The organism is Rathayibacter sp. VKM Ac-2927 (assembly GCF_022815525.1).
In the GTDB taxonomy this organism is placed as follows: Bacteria; Actinomycetota; Actinomycetes; order Actinomycetales; family Microbacteriaceae; genus Rathayibacter; species Rathayibacter festucae.
This window is the reverse complement of the sequence record NZ_JALGRT010000001.1, coordinates 589365-604023: the sequence shown is the minus strand read 5'-3', so window position 1 is coordinate 604023 and position 14659 is coordinate 589365. Positions and strand designations below refer to the sequence as shown.

Below are 14659 nucleotides of genomic sequence, written 5' to 3'. Positions count from 1 at the left end.
TCGCGCAGCTCGGACGGCGCGTCCTTCAGGCCCGGCGTCCGAATCCGGGTCGGCTAGGACCGCAGGATCGCCTCGAGCTCGGCGACGACGAGGTCGGGCCGGGAGAGGAAGGGGTGGTGGCCGGTCGGCAGGTCGATCGAGCGGGTGGCGCGCTCGGCGTGGACGCGCTGGAGGCCGACCGAGGTGCTGCGGTCCTCGGTGCAGACCAGGTAGGAGGAGTCGACGCCCTGCCAGCCGGCCACGGTGGTCGGGGTGGTGAAGGCGGCGATCGACTGGGTGGTGACCCGTTCCCAGGCGGCGCGCTGGGTGCTCTCGTCGGCGTCCTGGAGGAAGCGGCGGCCGAACGAGGCGGCGTCGTAGCCGGTGACGCCGAGCGTGCCGTCGTCGCCGGGGGCGATCGAGACGGGGTCCGTCTCACCGCTCATGATGTCGCCCTGCGCCGAGCCGATGTCGGGGAGGTAGGAGGAGACGAACACGAGGTGGGCGACGGCGGCGTGCGCGCCGGCCTCGGCGATGACGGTGCCGCCGTAGGAGTGGCCGACGACGATCGCCTCGTCGTCATCGACGTCGTCGAGTGCGGCGCGCAGGGCGGCGGCGTCCTCGACCAGGCCTGCACCCGCGCGGTCCGCCGCCGACTCGCCGCAGGAGGGCAGGGCGACGGCACGGCTCGCGACACCGGTGCGCTCGAGGAGGAGCTCGGCGGTGCGGTGCCACCACCAGTCGCCGTCGCGGACCAGGGCGCCGTGCACGAAGAGCAGTTCCATGGCAGGAGTCTGCCCGCGATCCTCCGGCGGCGCCTCCCCGGAGGACCCGAGTCCGCTGACAGCGGAGCGCGGGGGCGATCCCGGGTCGGAGCGGGCGCTCTCGGCTTCCGGAGGGCGTTCCACCGGGCTTCGCTCAGGAGGGCCCGCCACTATCGAACCTGTTACCCGACGGAAGGTCCCCTGTGAGCACTCTCAAGCGCATCCTCAGCATGGCGTCGAAGGCGCTCGACTCCAAGAGCTCGCCGAGCTCCTCCGCACGCCCCGCGACCGGTGGCGGCACGGACTGGCGCGACATGGTCCGCTCGGCCGCGAACGCAGTGACGGGCGACTCCCGACCCGCGTCCCCGAGCACGGCCGCCTCGACCGCCTCGGCGCCCCGTACACCCACCCCCGCCTACGGCTCGCCGCACCCCTCGGCCCGCCCGCAGGACGCCCGGCCCGCCGCCGTCGCGCCGGAGGACCGCGCGGCGATCGCCCGCTACGACTACCTCCTCCGCACCGCCGACCCCGAGCAGCTGGAGCAGGTGCACCGCGACGCGTTCGCCAAGCTGACCCCCGCGCAGCGCGCCCAGGTCGAGGGGCGCCTGCGCGACGAGCTGCCCGCGAACGAGCAGCCGCGCTCCTCCGCCCCGGACGATCTCGCCCGGGCGGCGACACGCGGCGAGGCGCACAACCCCGGGTTCCTGAAGAGGATGTTCTCCAAGCCGGGGACGAAGGGCGCGCTGGCCGGTGCCGGAGTGGGCGCCGTCACCGGCGTCGGCCTGGGAGCCGCGGGCGGGCTGCTCGCGGCGGTCGCGGGCGGCGCGGTGCTCAGCAGCGTCGCCGGTCCGCTGCTCGCGCAGGCGGCCGGCATGGGCGTGGACTTCGAGAACCTGGCCGGCGGGCTCGGCGAGTTCGGCGACCTGGGCGAGTTCGGCGACATCACCGGCGGCGCGGGCGAGTTCGTCTCCGGCGCCGGCGAGCACGTGTCGGGGCTCGGCGAGCAGGTCTCGGACTTCGGCTCGAACTTCGAGATGCCCGATCTCGGCGGGCTCGGGAACCTCTTCGACCGCTGAGTCAGCGGGCGCGGCGCCGCACGAGGAGTGCGAGCGCCGTGCCCACCACTCCCAGCAGCGCGAGCGCGGCGCCGGTGATCGCGACGGCGGTGGTCGACCAGTCCGGCGCGGAGTCGACGACGGTGCCGTTGAGCAGCTCCCAGCGGCAGGTGCCGCCGAGCGGCCACCAGGACCAGGAGCCGGCGACGAGCGAGCCCTCCTCGGCGGGGACGCGGCTGACGCCGTTGAGGCAGACGTCGTCGAAGCCCTGCGCGGCGAGGGTCGAGTACTGCAGGGCGACCAGCCCGAGGAGGGCGAGGCCGACGACCAGCGCCGTGAGTGCGGCCAGCAGCGCGACGCGGCGCGGGGTGAGGAAGCGGCGTCTCGCGGGGGCGGGGGTCGGCGCGCTCATCCGTCGATGGTGTCACGCGGCGGCTGGGAGGCGGGTACGTCGTGCAGGTGGCTGTTCGTTCTGCAGGTGATCCTGAGGCGAGTGCGCGTTCCGCCGCGTGGCGGTCTCCGGAGACCGCCGATCACCTGCAGATCGAACCGGTGGTGGTCGGGCGGAGGCGGTCGAACGGGGCTCAGAGCCGCTGGCCCGCGAGCCTGAGAGTGACCGCGAGCAGCAGCGCCGCCGCCGCCAGGCCGACCGCGAGGAGGAAGATCCGCGGGTCGTAGCCGGTGACCGCGAGGGGCAGCAGGGCGCCGAGGACGGTGCCGATCTGCACGACGGCCATGTAGGCGCTCGCCCCGGCGCCGGGTCCGCCGCCGCTGGTCCGCTCGAGCAGGAGCAGGCCGATGCTCTGGTAGCCGGCGGCCGCGACCGCGTAGACCGCCTGCGAGAGGAGCAGCGCGAGATAGGACTGGGTGCCCGCGAGGATCGAGAACGCCAGCACCCCTGCGAGGGCGACGACGGCGAGGGTGAGCACGCTGCCGCGGGCCGAGCTGAGCCGGGTCAGCGCGGGCAGTGCGACGAGCTCGAGGACCGCCGACGCGAGCAGCACCGGCGGAACGTGCGCGGCGGGGACGCCGGAGGAGACGGCGAAGAGCGGCAGATAGATCGCTCGGAGGGTGTCGACCGACTTCAGCAGGGCGACCAGGGCCAGGGCCGCGAGGAAGACGAGGGCGAGGCGCGGGCGAGCCGCGGCGGAGGCGACGCGGGCCTCCGGCTCCACTGCGGGGGTCGACGGGCAGCCGGTCGCGCAGACGGTCGTCAGCACGGCCGCGGCGACCGCGGCGAGCAGGGGATCGAGACCCGCCTGCGCGAGCAGGGCGTAGAGGATCAGGCCGAGGATGTAACCGGAGATCAGTACCGCGCGCATCCGGGCGATCGACGACTCCTGAGTGTCACCGCGACCCTGCGCGGCGACGCGGCCGAAGAGCTGGGGCACGAGGGTGCTGACGAACAGCATCAGCGCGCCGCCCAGGTAAAGCACGAGGACGTGGCCGCCGCTGGCGCGCACTAGCAGGAGCCCGGCCGGGACCGCGAGCGAGGTCGCGAGCAGGGCGGACCGCGGGTAGCCGGCCCGGCGGATCCGCGGCACGAGGAGGGTGTTGTAGCCGATCGCGATCGCGGCGTTCACGACGAAGAAGACCGCGATCTGCACCTTGGCGAGTCCGGCGGCGTTCAGCGCGACGGGCACGCCGACCGCGGTGATGCCGCCGAAGACCGCGTTGCTGAGCAGTGCGCCTGCGAGGGGCCGGGGGAGCCGGGGCGCTGCGGCCGCCGTCGTCGGGAGGGGGTCGCTCGTCACTCGCACTCCTCCGGGCGCGCCCGGATCCCCTCGACGCGGCGGGACCGGGGTCCGCAGCCGTGCTCGGGGATCCTCCGATCGGCCGGTGCCGACCCTCGGCTCGGGAGGAGACGCTAGCCGCGACCGCATCTTGCTCGGAGGCCGCTGGCGCGGGAGACGCGGTCGCCGCGTGCCTCGAGGTGCACCGCCGCGGCGCCGGACACGGCGGAACGGCGACTGCGAGGATGCTCAGAGCATCGGCGACGTACCCTCGGACGCATGGGGTTTCTGTTCTCGCTGCTGACCGTCGTGCTGATGGTGCTGGCGCTCGTGGATGTCGTGCGTCAGCCGGACAACGTGGTCCGCAATCTGCCCAAGATCGTCTGGATCCTGCTGATCGTCTTCATCCCGCTGATCGGCGTGACGATCTGGTTCCTGCTCGGGCACGACTGGAAGAAGGGCGAGGGCGCGTCCTTCGTCCCGGGTGGGCGCACCCGCCGGCCCCGCCGCTCCAAGACGCCGCCGCCGCCGACCATGGTGGTGCGGCCGCCGACGAAGAGCACGGAGGAGCAGCTCGCCGATCTCGAGCGCGAGGAGGCGCACTACGCGCGGCTCGCCGAGGAGCAGCGGCGACTCCGCGAGGGCGAGCGGCCGCAGGACGCCTGAGGCGCCGAGCGGCCGCGCCGGGCGCTAGCCCGCGGCTCCGAAGTTCGACGCCGTCCACTGCACCGAGGCGATCTTCGCCTGGCCCGCGATGCTGGGGTGGAAGTAGTCGGTGGTGCCGATCAGCGCCATGGTGACGGGCGTCGCGGTGAGCGCGCCGCCGTCGTAGTCGCAGAGGGTGCCTGCGGCGGTGCACGCCTGCTGCAGGGCGGTGTTGTACTGCGTCGTCCGGGTCTTCGCGGCGGTGGCGGAGGCCGAGGCGGCGGTGCTGCTGAGGCGACCGCCGGTCGCGCTGACGCCGCGGGTGGTGCGGCAGAGGTTGCCGGAAGACCAGATCACGGCTCCGAAGCCGCCCTTGACGACGGCCCACTCGGCGGCCACATTCGGCATCGAGGAGAGGACGATCTTCGCGGCGGGCCAGGTGCTGCGGATCTTCGTGATCGCGGCGCTCGCTCCGGTGCTGAAGGCAGCGGCCGTGGTCATCGTGTAGCCGTCGGCGGCGACCGGGTTCTTCGCGGAGCAGAGGTCGTTGCCGCCGATCAGCAGGGTGACGACGTCGGGGCGGACGCCGGCGGCGACGGCGGCGTCGATCCGCGCGGGGACGCCGGCGATCAGGTCGCCGGTCTGCGCGTAGTTCGCGGTGGTCACCGTGGTGCCCGGGTTCGCGGTGCGCAGGCGGCTGGCGAAGGAGTTGACGGTCGCGTTCGTGCCGGTGGACCAGTTGTTGCGCGGGCAGTCCGCGAACTGGCCGCAGGTGCCGTAGGCCTGGGTGATCGAGTCGCCGAGGCTGAGCACGGACAGGGTCGGGGTCGCGGCGGAGGCGGCGCCCGCGGGCACCACCGCCGCGGCCAGGGCGAGCGCGGCACCGACGGCGAGGGCGCGTACGCGGCGGCTCCCGATGCGGCGCGGGCGGAGGGAGGTGGGGAGGCGCATGAGGGGAACCGCTCTCGGTCGGGGGACGGCGGTGGGGGCCGCCGATCCTGACGTTAGGCCTGCGGGGTCACCGGCGGTCCTGCGCGCGTGGCCCCAGAACGGGGCCCGCCGAGCCCTGCCCTGTCAGCCGGGACGGTCGCCGATCAGCCGCACCCGGCTGAGCGCCCAGACGAGGGCACCGGAGAGGACGAACGCGACCGCGACGATCAGCACCGCGATCGCGACCGCGCCATAGCCGTTCGCGGGGTCGAGGAACGGGTACGGGACCCAGCCGTCGGTCGCGCCGCGGACGAGGACGACCACCAGCCAGACGATCGGATAGACGGTGACGACCCAGAGGCGGCGCCAGGGCAGGGCCGGCCGATCGGCGACGAGCAGCCAGTCGAGCAGTCCGTAGATCGGGAAGACCACGTGCAGCACCGTGTTGGCCCAGGGCAGCGTCACGCCCCCCGCCGTGCCGATGAGCAGGGTGTTGTAGACGATGCCGACGACGAGGATCCAGCTCGTCGCCGCTCCTCGGACGAGCGTCAGCAGCGGTCCCTGCGGTCGGTCGCCGAGCGCGACCGCCGCGGTGATCAGGAGCACGATCGCCAGGAGGATGTTGCCCTGGATCGTGAAGTAGCCGAAGAAGTTGACCGGCACGATCGGCGTCCGCGAGGCGGTGTCGAGGGCGGTGCCGACGACGGCCGCGAGGACCGTCAGGGCGACGACGAGGCGCAGGACGGCGACCGGGATCCGGGTCGCGCGCGTCCCGAGGGCGGGGGAGGGCGGCGTCATCGCACGAGCGTAGCGAGCGCGGGGCCGGGGCGCGCCCGGCGGGTAGCCTGATCCGATGCTCACCATCGGTGTCGACCTGGCCGCGGAGCCCGTGCGGACGGCGGTCGCCGCGCTGGAGTGGGGCGGCGGCGGGGCGGTCGTCCGCTCGCTGGTGCTCGGCGCCTCCGACGACGACGTCGTCGCCGCGTCCCGGGAGGCGACGACGATCGGCATCGACTGCGCGTTCGGCTGGCCGCTGGAGTTCGCGGCGTTCGTCTCGGCTCACACCCGCCGGGAGGTCAGTGCGCCGCGGACGCTCGCCGGGCGCGACTGGCGGCGACGGCTCGCCTACCGGGAGACCGACCGCGCCGTTCAGAAGGTGACGAAGAGATGGCCGCTGAGCGTGTCGACCGATCGGCTCGGCATGACGGCGATGCGCTGCGCCGAGCTGCTGGACGCCTTCGCGGCGACAGGGGAGGACGTCGACCGCTCCGGGGGAGGCAGGCTCGTCGAGGCGTATCCCGCGGCCGCGCTCCGGCTCTGGGGCGTCGACACCACCGGCTACAAGACGCGGCCCGAGGCGGTGGCGCTCGCCGTCGAGGCGCTGCGCCGGGCGGCGCCGTGGCTGGTGCTGCCGGCGGATGCGGCGGCGCTGATGGCGCGCTCGGACGACGCCTTCGATGCGGTGATCGCGGCGCTGAACGCCCGGGCGCACGCCCTCGGACGGACGGTGCCGGTGCCGGAGGAGCTTCGGGAGGCCGCGCAGGCCGAGGGCTGGATCGCCCTGCCGACCTGCGGGCTGGACGAGCTCGTCGGCTGAGGCGTCAGGCGGACAGCTTGCGGTCGGCGGCCGAGGTGATGGCCTCGGCGGCGCGCTCGGCCTCCTCGACGGTGGCGAAAGGCCCGGTGAAGGCCCCGGTCAGGACGGCTCGTCCGGGTTCGATCTCGAGTCGGAAGCGGGGCAGCTCCGCCCCGGGAACGACGACGATCCGGACTCCGTTGCGACTCCATCGTGCGGGCTGAAGAATGGGGATCTGGGTCATTGGTGCTCTTTCGCGTGCATCGTGCTCGGAAGGCTTCCGCCTCGACCGTGCGTCCTCACGCTAGGTCCGCGGGTGTCCTTCCCGAACGGGGTTGACCTCCCAGGTGCGTGGAGGTAGTCACCGACGGGACACCGTGTCCTGCCTCTCGGCGGCGAGGGCGGACTCGAGCTCGGCGTCGAGGGAGCAGTCCTCGTCCGGCTCGCCGCGACGGGGGAGCGGGGCGGTGAGACCGCGCTGCACGCGGAACCGGTGACCGAGCACGATCCCGACGAGCGCTACCAGGAAGACGGCCAGACCGGTTCCCGCGATCGGGATCGCGACCGTGCCGAGCGCGCCCGGGACGGCGTCTCCCTCGTCGGTGACGGTGAGGGTGACGCGGATCGACTCCGGGACGCCCTGGGCGTCCTGCTCCCGCGCGATCCGGTCGAGGAGGGCCGTGGTGGCGGTGCGGGAGAGCTCGACGGCGCGGGCGGGATCGAACGAGGTTCCGATCACCGAGAGGAACGGCAGGGTGAAGCGGCCGCCGTTCGACTCGTCGCCGCGCGGCTGGGTGGTGCGGCGGACGGCGCCGACGCCGTCGCCCTCCTCGAGCGGACCGGCCTGCTCGGCGACGGTGGCGCGCACCTCCTCGCCGCTGGCGAGGTAGGCGTAGATCACGGCGGTGCTGCTGAGGTCGCTGACCTGGTCGTCCTCGACGCCGGGGACGCGCTCGACCCCGGGGATCTGCGCGGCGTAGGGGTTCTTCGGGCCGCCGCCGAGCAGCACGGTGACGGCGGCGCTGTGCTCGCGGTCGCCGCGGAGGGTGAGCCCCTCGTCGGTGACGGTGAAGTGCACGGCGGTCGCGACGATCACCGCGAGGACGGCGCTCGCGACGACGAGGAGCTTGCAGCGCCAGAGGACGAGGAGGTAGGTCGGCATTTCCACTGCGTCAGCGTGACCGGCGGGACCTTTCGCCAGCCTGAACAGCCTCGGTGTCCTGCGGTCAGCCGGGAGCCGGCAGGCGGATCTCGAGCCGCGCGCCGCCGAGCGGGGAGTCGAGCAGGCGCGCCGTGCCGCCGCCCGCCCGCGCCGCTTCGGCGACGATCGCGAGGCCGAGGCCCGAGCCGCCGGTGTCGCGGGCGCGGGCGTCGTCGCGGCGCTCGAAGCGGAGGAAGACCCGCTCGCGGTCCTCGGCCGGCACGCCCGGGCCGTCGTCGTCGACGCGCAGGACCGCGGTGCCGTCCTCCTCGCGCACGGTGAAGGCGACGACGCCCGCCGCGTGCCGCCGGGCGTTCTCGGCGGCGTTGCGCACGGCGCTGTGCAGCAGCGGCTCGTGCCCGTGCACCTGGGCCGGTCCGACGTCCTCGGTGCGCACGTCGACGCCCAGCGCGCGCAGCCGCGCGGCCTCGGCGAGCACGAGGTCGTCGAGGTCGACGTCCTGCTCGGCTCCCTCGTCGCGCTCGTCCACTCGGGCCAGCAGCAGGAGGCTCGCGACGAGGTGCTGCATCCGCTCGCCCTCGTCCTCGACGACCCGGGCGAGGTCCGCCAGCGGGACCGCCTCCGGATGCCGCAGGGCGACCTGGGCGTGCTGCCGGACGGCCGCGACCGGGGAGCGCAGCTCGTGCGAGGCGTTGGAGACGAAGCGGCGCTGGGCGGCCTGCGAGCGCTCGAGGCGGTCGAGCAGGCCGTTCATCGTGCGGGCCAGGCGGGCGAGCTCGTCGCGGCCGGGCGGCTCCTGGACGCGGCGCCGGAGGTCGGCGGCCTCGATCGCCTCGACGTCGGCGCGGATCCGCTCGACCGGCCGGAGCGAGCGGCCGACGACGAACCAGACCAGCGCTCCGACCACCGCCGTGACGAGCGGGACGGCGACCGCGAGAAGCCGGACGGCCGAGCCCGCCGCATCGTCGGCGCCGGCGAGGGTGCGCGCGACGACGACCGTCTCGCCCGGGTCGCCGCCGAGCTGGAGGCTCTCGGAGCCGACGACGAAGCGGGCGCCGTCGATCGAGGTGATCTGCGGCTCGTCGGAGACCGGCAGCGGCACGGCGTAGACGAAGTCGTCGTCCGCGACCGCGACGACGGAGCCCTCCCGCTGCAGCTGGATGACGACCTCGTCGGTGTTGAACGGCGGCAGACGCCCGGCGCTCTCGGTGTCGGTGGCGATCTGGCGGGCCTGCTGGTTCGCGGTGAACGCCTCGGCGTCGACGAGGGACTGCTCCAGCAGGGCGGTGAAGGCGACGGAGCCGGCGACCAGCACGGCGAGGATCGCGGCGGAGACCAGGGCGGTCAGCCGCACGCGGATGCTCCAGGGCGGGCGGGGAGCCATCGGTCCTCAGCCCTCGACGAGCCGGTAGCCGGCACCGCGGAGCGTGGTGATCGACTCCGTGCCGAACGGGCGGTCGAGCTTGGCGCGCAGCCGCGCCACGTAGACCTCGACGATGTTGAGGTCGCCGTCGAACGCGTCGTCCCAGACACCCTCGAGGATCTCGCGCTTGGCGACCACCCGGTCGCGGTGGCGGGCGAGGAAGTCGACGACGGCGAACTCGCGCGAGGTCAGCCGGATCGCGACGTCTCCCCGGTGCACTTCGCGCAGCGCCGGGTCGATCAGCAGATCGCCGACGCGGTGGACCACCGGCCGCTCCGGCCGCCCGCGCCGCACCAGCGCCCGCAGCCGCGCCACCAGGACGGAGTACTCCAGCGGCTTCACCACGTAGTCGTCGGCGCCGGCGTCCAGACCCTCGATCTGGTCGCGGTCGCCGTCCTTGGCGGTCAGCATCAGCACCGGGGTCCAGTCGCCCTCGTCGCGGAGGGTGCGGCAGAGGGCGGAGCCGCTGAGCCCGGGCATCATCAGGTCGAGGACGATCGCGTCGTAGACCGTCTCGCGGGCCCGCCACAGTCCGTCCACGCCGTCGTGCGCGACGTCGACCGAGAAGCCCTCGGCCTCGAGACCGCGGCGGACGCCGTCGGCGAAGACCGCCTCGTCGTCGACCACCAGAATCCGCATCCCGTCGAGTATCGCCGGTGCGGCGCGACCGGCGCACGGGGAGCGGGCGGTCAGTCCAGGCGATCGAGGGTCGCGCTGATGGTCCGCAGGCATTCGATGAGGACGCCGATCTGCCGGGAGTCGAGGTCGGCGAGGACCTCGCCCTCGGCCGCGACGAGATGCCGCATCGCGTCGTCGACGCGCTTCGTGCCGCGCGGGGTGAGCGAGACGATCTTGCTGCGCGAGTCGGCGGCGTTCTGCTCGCGGACGACCAGGCCGCGCGCGCCCAGCCGGTCGACGCGGCTGGCGAGGTTGCCGCTGGAGATGCCCAGGCGGGTGGAGAGGACGGACGGCGTCATCGTGCCGGCCGGGTTCTGGCGCAGCAGCGAGAGCAGCTCGAACTCCCACGGGGCGAGCTCGCCGGCGGCGAAGGAGAGGCGCCGCACCTCCTGCACCCGCGGGCTGAGCCGGCGCAGGCGGGAGAGGACGTCGAGCGGGGCGAAGTCGAGATCGGGCAGGGCGTCGGCCCACGCGTCGATCACCAGATCGACATCGTCGTCTTCACGCATCCCCCGATTATCGTCGGCCCCGGCGGTGCCGGGCGACGGCTGGCCGCGGCGGCGCGGGAGGCCTACCCTGCCCGCCGCTGCGCACCTGCCGCTAGCCTGGTCGGGTCGGAAGGACCCCCGTGCGCGCGCACCTCGAGCAGCTCCTCGCTCTGCTGAGCGGGACGTTCCTGCTGCTCGCGCTCGTCTCGAGTCCCGACGCCGCCGTCGTGCTGGTCGTCACCACCACCGCGGTCGCCGCCCTGGTCCTCGGGGCGCGCTACCTGGCCGTCGGCGCTCGCCGGCCCGTGCTGTCGATCGGCCGCCGCGCCCGGGAGCACCGGCTCGGCCTCGCCGCGCAGCCCTCGCCGCAGCACCCGCGCACCGCGGGTCGCGTGCGCTCGCGGGCGCCGGGCCTGCCGGGACTGGTCGCGTAGCCCGGAGCTCTGCCTCGGGAGGCGCGACCGTTCGCGATCGCGCTCACCTCCCGACGACAGGACTCTCTTGAACCTCTACGACTTCCCGCCCATCGCTGCGGCGCTCGACGCCGCCTCCCACCTCGTCACCGGGCTCGCCTCGGCCCTCGAGCCGCTCGCGGGCGGCGCCTCGGCCGCCGCCGCGATCGTGCTGGTGACCCTCCTCGTCCGCGTGCTGCTGATCCCGGTCGGGATCTCGCAGGGCCGGGCCGAGATCACCCGCCGCCGGCTCGCCCCGCTGCTGCGCGAGCTGCAACGCAAGCACGCGAAGAATCCGGAGGCGCTGCAGCGCGCCACGATGAAGCTCTACGCCGACGAGAAGGCCTCACCGCTCGCGGGCTGTCTCCCGGTGCTGCTGCAGGCGCCCGTCGTCTCGCTCCTGTACGGGCTGTTCGTGCACCCGGACATCGCGGGGCACGGCAACGCGCTGCTCGACGCTCGGCTGCTGGACGTACCGCTCGGGCGCTCGTTCGTGACGGCGCTCGGCGGCGGCGAGCCCGCGCAGCTCGGTGTCTTCGCGGTGCTCCTCGGGGTGATCGCGCTCGTCTCGTGGCTCGCGCGCCGGGTCGCGCTGCGGCAGGCGGCGCTCACCCCGGTGCCGCAGGGGACACCCGCGGCCGTCGCGCAGCTGACGGGGGTGCTCAGCTGGATGCCGTTCCTCACGGTGGTGTTCGCGGCGTTCGTGCCGCTCGCGGCGACGCTCTACCTGACGGTCACGACGACCTGGACGCTCTGCGAGCGCGTGATCGTGCGGCGGGTGCTGGCGGGCGGGGCGCGGGCGTGAGGCGGCGCCCGCCAGCCGGCGCGCTCACCAGCCCGTCGTCAGCACCTCGTCGAGCTGGTCGGCGAAGAAGTCGGCGCTCTCGACGGTGAAGCAGAGCGGCGGCTTGATCTTCAGCACGCACTGCCGGTCGGAGGTGGGCTGCACGATCACGCCGCGCTCGCGGAGGCGCTCGCAGATCGCGCGCGTCTCCGCGGTCGCCGGTTCGAGAGTCTCCCGGTCGCGGACCAGCTCGAGGCCGAGGTACAGCCCGCTGCCGTGCACGGCGCCGATCAGCGGGTGGCGCTCGGCGAGCTCCTCGAGCCGGCGGCGGAGGTGCGCGCCGGTGGTCCGCGCGTTCTGCTGCAGCTGCTCGCCGGCGAGTACGTCGAGCACCGTCGTCCCCACCACGGAGCTGACGGGGCTGCCGCCCGCCGAGGAGAAGAACGAGCCCTGCGAGCGGTAGCGGTCGGCGATCTCGCGCGTCGTCACGACCGCGCCCAGCGGGTGGCCGTTGCCCATCGCCTTCGCGACGGCGACCACGTCGGGCACGACGCCCTGCTGCTCGAAGCCCCAGAACCAGTCGCCGAGGCGGCCGTAGCCGACCTGCACCTCGTCGGCGATGCAGAGCCCGCCGTGCGCGCGGACGGCCGGGTAGACGGCGGCGAGGTAGCCGTCGGGCAGCGGGATGCCGCCGGCGTTGCCGTAGAAGGTCTCGGCGATGAAGCCGCCCGGGGGAGTGCCGGCCGCGGCCAGCTCCTCGATCCGGGCGACCGCCTCCGGGGCGTAGCGGTGCGCCTCGGCCCCGCGGTGCGTGCCGCGGTAGCTGTTGGGCGCGTCGAGGGTGTGCACCCAGGGCGGCCGGGTCGCGAGCGCGTCGGGGTTGTCGGCGACGGAGGTGGAGACCGCATCGGACAGACCCGACCAGCCGTGGTACGCCTCCCGCACTGCCAGCACGTCGTCGCAGCCCGACCAGGCGCGGGCGATCCGCAGCGCCAGATCGGCCGCCTCCGTGCCGCTGTTGACGAGCAGCACGGTGTCGAGCCCGTCCGGCAGCAGGGCCGCCAGCCGCTCGCAGAACTCGCCGATCGCGGGGTAGGAGAAGCGCGAGTTGGTGTTGAGCAGCCGCCACTGCCGCGCGACCCGTTCGACGAGCAGCGGGTGGGCGTGGCCGATCGAGGTGACGTTGTTGAGCACGTCGAGGTGCACGCGGCCGGAGTCGTCGACGAGGTGCTCGCGCCAGCCGCGCAGCATCGTGGGCGGCGATTCGAAGTAGTGCTCCTGCGCCTCGGCCAGGTGCGCGAGCCGCCGGCCGAGCACCTCGGGGTCCGGCTGCGGGGCCGGCATGACGCGTCCCAGGAGCAGCGGGGTCGGGTCGCGGAGCACGTCGAGCCAGGCGCCGGCCCAGCGCGCGTTCGCGAAGGGCGGGAGGTCGACCGCGTCGAGCGCGCGCGGTGCGGCCTGGGCGCGCAGGAGTTTGCGGGCCGTTCCGACCGGATCGCCCGCTCCCACCCGGGTGCCGGGCGCGGGAGCGTCGTCGACCCCGTCGAGCCGCAGACGGACCCCGTCGGCGAGGAGGGTGACTCCGCCGGGGACGCCGCCGCCGACCTCCGCGTCGAACGGGGCGGTCAGGGGGGTCTCCGCGGCGAGGTGGACCTCGGTGACCAGTGCGGTCGTCTCCGGCTCCTGCGCGGTGTGCGGGCGGCCGCGGGTCAGACGGCGCTCGCCGTAGCGCAGCACCGCGGCCTCGGCGCCGCCGGCGAGCGCGGCTCGGGCGAGGGCGGGCTCGGCGTCGTCGTCCAGCCAGCGGCCGGCGTCGAGCGCCGGGCTCTCGGGCGAGAGGTCGACGACGACGGCGTCGAGGCCGCCGAGCACGGGGACCGCGGGGGCGAGTGCGACCGGTGCGCTCGGCCGGCCGAGGGCCCGCCGGACCAGCGCCTGCAGCACCGGCAGCGGCGCGGCGATCGTCCGGTCGAGGATCAGCCGTTCGTGCTCGAGGTTCTCCCGGGCGTAGTCGTTGCCCGGGTCGCCGGTCAGGACGTCGTGGGCGCTGACGACGAGCACCGCCGCCCGGAGAACCACGAGCGGCCAGAGCGCCTCGACCTCGGCGTCGGCGAGCGGGCGCACGGCGTCGTACGCGGTGGCGGCGCGGAGCACGGTGGCCGCGTCGGCGTCCGCGTGGTGCAGGAGCGAGGACAGCGTGATCGCGAGCTCGCCGACCGCCCAGCCCGCGCCGAGGTCGCCGAAGTCGATGACGCCGTCGGGGAGGACGCCCGCGTCGACCACGACGTTGTCGTCGGTGAGGTCGCCGTGCACGAGCTGCACCGGGAGAGCGGCGGCGAGCGGATCGACGACCGCCAGCGCTGCGTCGACGGCCGCCCGGATCGCCCGCGCCGAGCGACGGGGCACCCGGCCGATCAGCGCGTCGACGACCTCGCCCGCCCGCCGCAGGTCCCACTGGTCGGTCTCCTCGAGGCCGTCGAGCGGCTGCTCGGCGAGCGCGACGTCGACGCAGGCGGCGAGGTCGCCCATCGCCCGGACGACGGCGGGGGAGAGGTAGCCGGAGCCGGAGAGGGTCCGGCCGGCGACGAAGTCGAGGACCCGGGCCGCGGCGGTCGTGCCGCCGAGGTCGATCTCGTGCAGGGTGCGGCCCTCGCGGTCGGGGCGCACGCGCGGGAGCCGGACGCCCTCGAGGTGCTCGGCGAGGCGCGCGACGGCCGCCGTCTGCGCCTCGATCCGCCCTCTCGGCGTCGCGGGATTCGCGATCTTGAGCAGCAGCCGCTCGTCGCCGGTGTCCACGAGGACGTTGCGGTCCTGATTGCTGCCCAGCTCCCGCAGTGCGCCGTGCAGCCCGTAGCGCTCGCGCAGCAGGGCGGCCGCGACCTCGTGATCGAGCGCGGGCGGGGGCGGCGGAGCGGCGTCGGACGGCATGGCGGGGGTCCTGTCGAGCGGGGATCGGATGCGTCCATGATCGCGCGTCTGAGGGTGGGTGC

Annotated in this window: 16 protein-coding genes; 5 read left to right on the top strand and 11 right to left on the bottom strand. The window is 74.7% G+C overall.

What is annotated here, in order from left to right; genetic code table 11:
* Positions 1 to 53: 53 nt before the first annotated feature.
* Positions 54 to 764, bottom strand: a complete 711-nt coding sequence (locus MT353_RS02800; RefSeq protein ID WP_243623566.1) for an alpha/beta hydrolase — start codon at positions 762 to 764, stop codon at positions 54 to 56.
* 182 nt (positions 765 to 946) lie between these two features.
* On the opposite strand from MT353_RS02800, the gene MT353_RS02795 reads away from it, so the two are divergent.
* Complete coding sequence (locus MT353_RS02795) at positions 947 to 1819, top strand: cation-transporting ATPase (protein WP_243623565.1); 873 nt, start codon at positions 947 to 949, stop codon at positions 1817 to 1819.
* Between the two features lies 1 nt (position 1820).
* Here the strand turns inward: MT353_RS02795 and MT353_RS02790 are convergent, their stop codons facing one another.
* Positions 1821 to 2210, bottom strand: a complete 390-nt coding sequence (locus MT353_RS02790) for a hypothetical protein (RefSeq protein ID WP_243623564.1) — start codon at positions 2208 to 2210, stop codon at positions 1821 to 1823.
* 172 nt (positions 2211 to 2382) lie between these two features.
* Positions 2383 to 3552, bottom strand: coding sequence for a hypothetical protein (locus MT353_RS02785; protein WP_243623563.1), 1170 nt, complete (start codon positions 3550 to 3552; stop codon positions 2383 to 2385).
* 258 nt (positions 3553 to 3810) lie between these two features.
* Here MT353_RS02785 and MT353_RS02780 point away from each other — a divergent pair, with 258 nt between their 5' ends.
* A complete protein-coding gene (locus MT353_RS02780) occupies positions 3811 to 4197 on the top strand; it encodes a PLD nuclease N-terminal domain-containing protein (RefSeq protein ID WP_123445203.1) in 387 nt (128 codons plus the stop codon).
* A gap of 24 nt (positions 4198 to 4221) precedes the next feature.
* Here the strand turns inward: MT353_RS02780 and MT353_RS02775 are convergent, their stop codons facing one another.
* Entirely contained in the window at positions 4222 to 5127 is a 906-nt protein-coding gene (locus MT353_RS02775) for a GDSL-type esterase/lipase family protein (protein ID WP_243623562.1), read from the bottom strand.
* Positions 5128 to 5250: 123 nt separating this feature from the next.
* A complete protein-coding gene (locus MT353_RS02770) occupies positions 5251 to 5904 on the bottom strand; it encodes a Pr6Pr family membrane protein (RefSeq protein ID WP_243598767.1) in 654 nt (217 codons plus the stop codon).
* Between the two features lie 55 nt (positions 5905 to 5959).
* On the opposite strand from MT353_RS02770, the gene MT353_RS02765 reads away from it, so the two are divergent.
* Positions 5960 to 6703, top strand: coding sequence for a DUF429 domain-containing protein (locus tag MT353_RS02765; RefSeq protein WP_243598768.1), 744 nt, complete (start codon positions 5960 to 5962; stop codon positions 6701 to 6703).
* A gap of 4 nt (positions 6704 to 6707) precedes the next feature.
* On the opposite strand, the gene MT353_RS02760 is transcribed toward MT353_RS02765, so the two are convergent.
* The 5 genes from MT353_RS02760 to MT353_RS02740 form a co-directional block, all read right to left on the bottom strand.
* A complete protein-coding gene (locus tag MT353_RS02760; protein ID WP_123445207.1) occupies positions 6708 to 6926 on the bottom strand; it encodes a hypothetical protein in 219 nt (72 codons plus the stop codon).
* Positions 6927 to 7043: 117 nt separating this feature from the next.
* The gene (locus MT353_RS02755) at positions 7044 to 7844 is read right to left on the bottom strand and encodes a hypothetical protein (RefSeq protein ID WP_243598769.1); all 801 of its coding nucleotides are present in this window, start codon (positions 7842 to 7844) and stop codon (positions 7044 to 7046) included.
* 64 nt (positions 7845 to 7908) lie between these two features.
* Entirely contained in the window at positions 7909 to 9228 is a 1320-nt protein-coding gene (locus MT353_RS02750; RefSeq protein ID WP_243598770.1) for a HAMP domain-containing sensor histidine kinase, read from the bottom strand.
* Between the two features lie 6 nt (positions 9229 to 9234).
* On the bottom strand, positions 9235 to 9906 hold the full coding sequence (locus tag MT353_RS02745; protein WP_123702432.1) for a response regulator transcription factor: 672 nt from the start codon (positions 9904 to 9906) through the stop codon (positions 9235 to 9237).
* A 50-nt stretch (positions 9907 to 9956) separates the two neighbouring features.
* A complete protein-coding gene (locus MT353_RS02740) occupies positions 9957 to 10454 on the bottom strand; it encodes a MarR family winged helix-turn-helix transcriptional regulator (protein ID WP_123445211.1) in 498 nt (165 codons plus the stop codon).
* 119 nt (positions 10455 to 10573) lie between these two features.
* On the opposite strand from MT353_RS02740, the gene MT353_RS02735 reads away from it, so the two are divergent.
* Both MT353_RS02735 and MT353_RS02730 read left to right on the top strand, forming a co-directional pair.
* Positions 10574 to 10867, top strand: a complete 294-nt coding sequence (locus MT353_RS02735; protein ID WP_123733838.1) for a hypothetical protein — start codon at positions 10574 to 10576, stop codon at positions 10865 to 10867.
* Positions 10868 to 10934: 67 nt separating this feature from the next.
* Positions 10935 to 11690, top strand: a complete 756-nt coding sequence (locus tag MT353_RS02730; protein ID WP_243623561.1) for a membrane protein insertase YidC — start codon at positions 10935 to 10937, stop codon at positions 11688 to 11690.
* A gap of 24 nt (positions 11691 to 11714) precedes the next feature.
* Here the strand turns inward: MT353_RS02730 and MT353_RS02725 are convergent, their stop codons facing one another.
* Positions 11715 to 14597, bottom strand: coding sequence for an aminotransferase (locus tag MT353_RS02725; protein ID WP_243623560.1), 2883 nt, complete (start codon positions 14595 to 14597; stop codon positions 11715 to 11717).
* Between the last annotated feature and the right edge of the window lie 62 nt (positions 14598 to 14659).

What these genes read in the sequence shown, in the direction of transcription:
- MT353_RS02800 (WP_243623566.1), bottom strand. Translation starts at nt 764, where the DNA reads ATGGAACTGCTCTTCGTGCACGGCGCCCTGGTCCGCGACGGCGACTGG.
- MT353_RS02790 (WP_243623564.1), bottom strand. Translation starts at nt 2,210, where the DNA reads ATGAGCGCGCCGACCCCCGCCCCCGCGAGACGCCGCTTCCTCACCCCG.
- MT353_RS02780 (WP_123445203.1), top strand. Translation starts at nt 3,811, where the DNA reads ATGGGGTTTCTGTTCTCGCTGCTGACCGTCGTGCTGATGGTGCTGGCG.
- MT353_RS02775 (WP_243623562.1), bottom strand. Translation starts at nt 5,127, where the DNA reads ATGCGCCTCCCCACCTCCCTCCGCCCGCGCCGCATCGGGAGCCGCCGC.
- MT353_RS02770 (WP_243598767.1), bottom strand. Translation starts at nt 5,904, where the DNA reads ATGACGCCGCCCTCCCCCGCCCTCGGGACGCGCGCGACCCGGATCCCG.
- MT353_RS02765 (WP_243598768.1), top strand. Translation starts at nt 5,960, where the DNA reads ATGCTCACCATCGGTGTCGACCTGGCCGCGGAGCCCGTGCGGACGGCG.
- MT353_RS02760 (WP_123445207.1), bottom strand. Translation starts at nt 6,926, where the DNA reads ATGACCCAGATCCCCATTCTTCAGCCCGCACGATGGAGTCGCAACGGA.
- MT353_RS02755 (WP_243598769.1), bottom strand. Translation starts at nt 7,844, where the DNA reads ATGCCGACCTACCTCCTCGTCCTCTGGCGCTGCAAGCTCCTCGTCGTC.
- MT353_RS02750 (WP_243598770.1), bottom strand. Translation starts at nt 9,228, where the DNA reads ATGGCTCCCCGCCCGCCCTGGAGCATCCGCGTGCGGCTGACCGCCCTG.
- MT353_RS02745 (WP_123702432.1), bottom strand. Translation starts at nt 9,906, where the DNA reads ATGCGGATTCTGGTGGTCGACGACGAGGCGGTCTTCGCCGACGGCGTC.
- MT353_RS02740 (WP_123445211.1), bottom strand. Translation starts at nt 10,454, where the DNA reads ATGCGTGAAGACGACGATGTCGATCTGGTGATCGACGCGTGGGCCGAC.
- MT353_RS02725 (WP_243623560.1), bottom strand. Translation starts at nt 14,597, where the DNA reads ATGCCGTCCGACGCCGCTCCGCCGCCCCCGCCCGCGCTCGATCACGAG.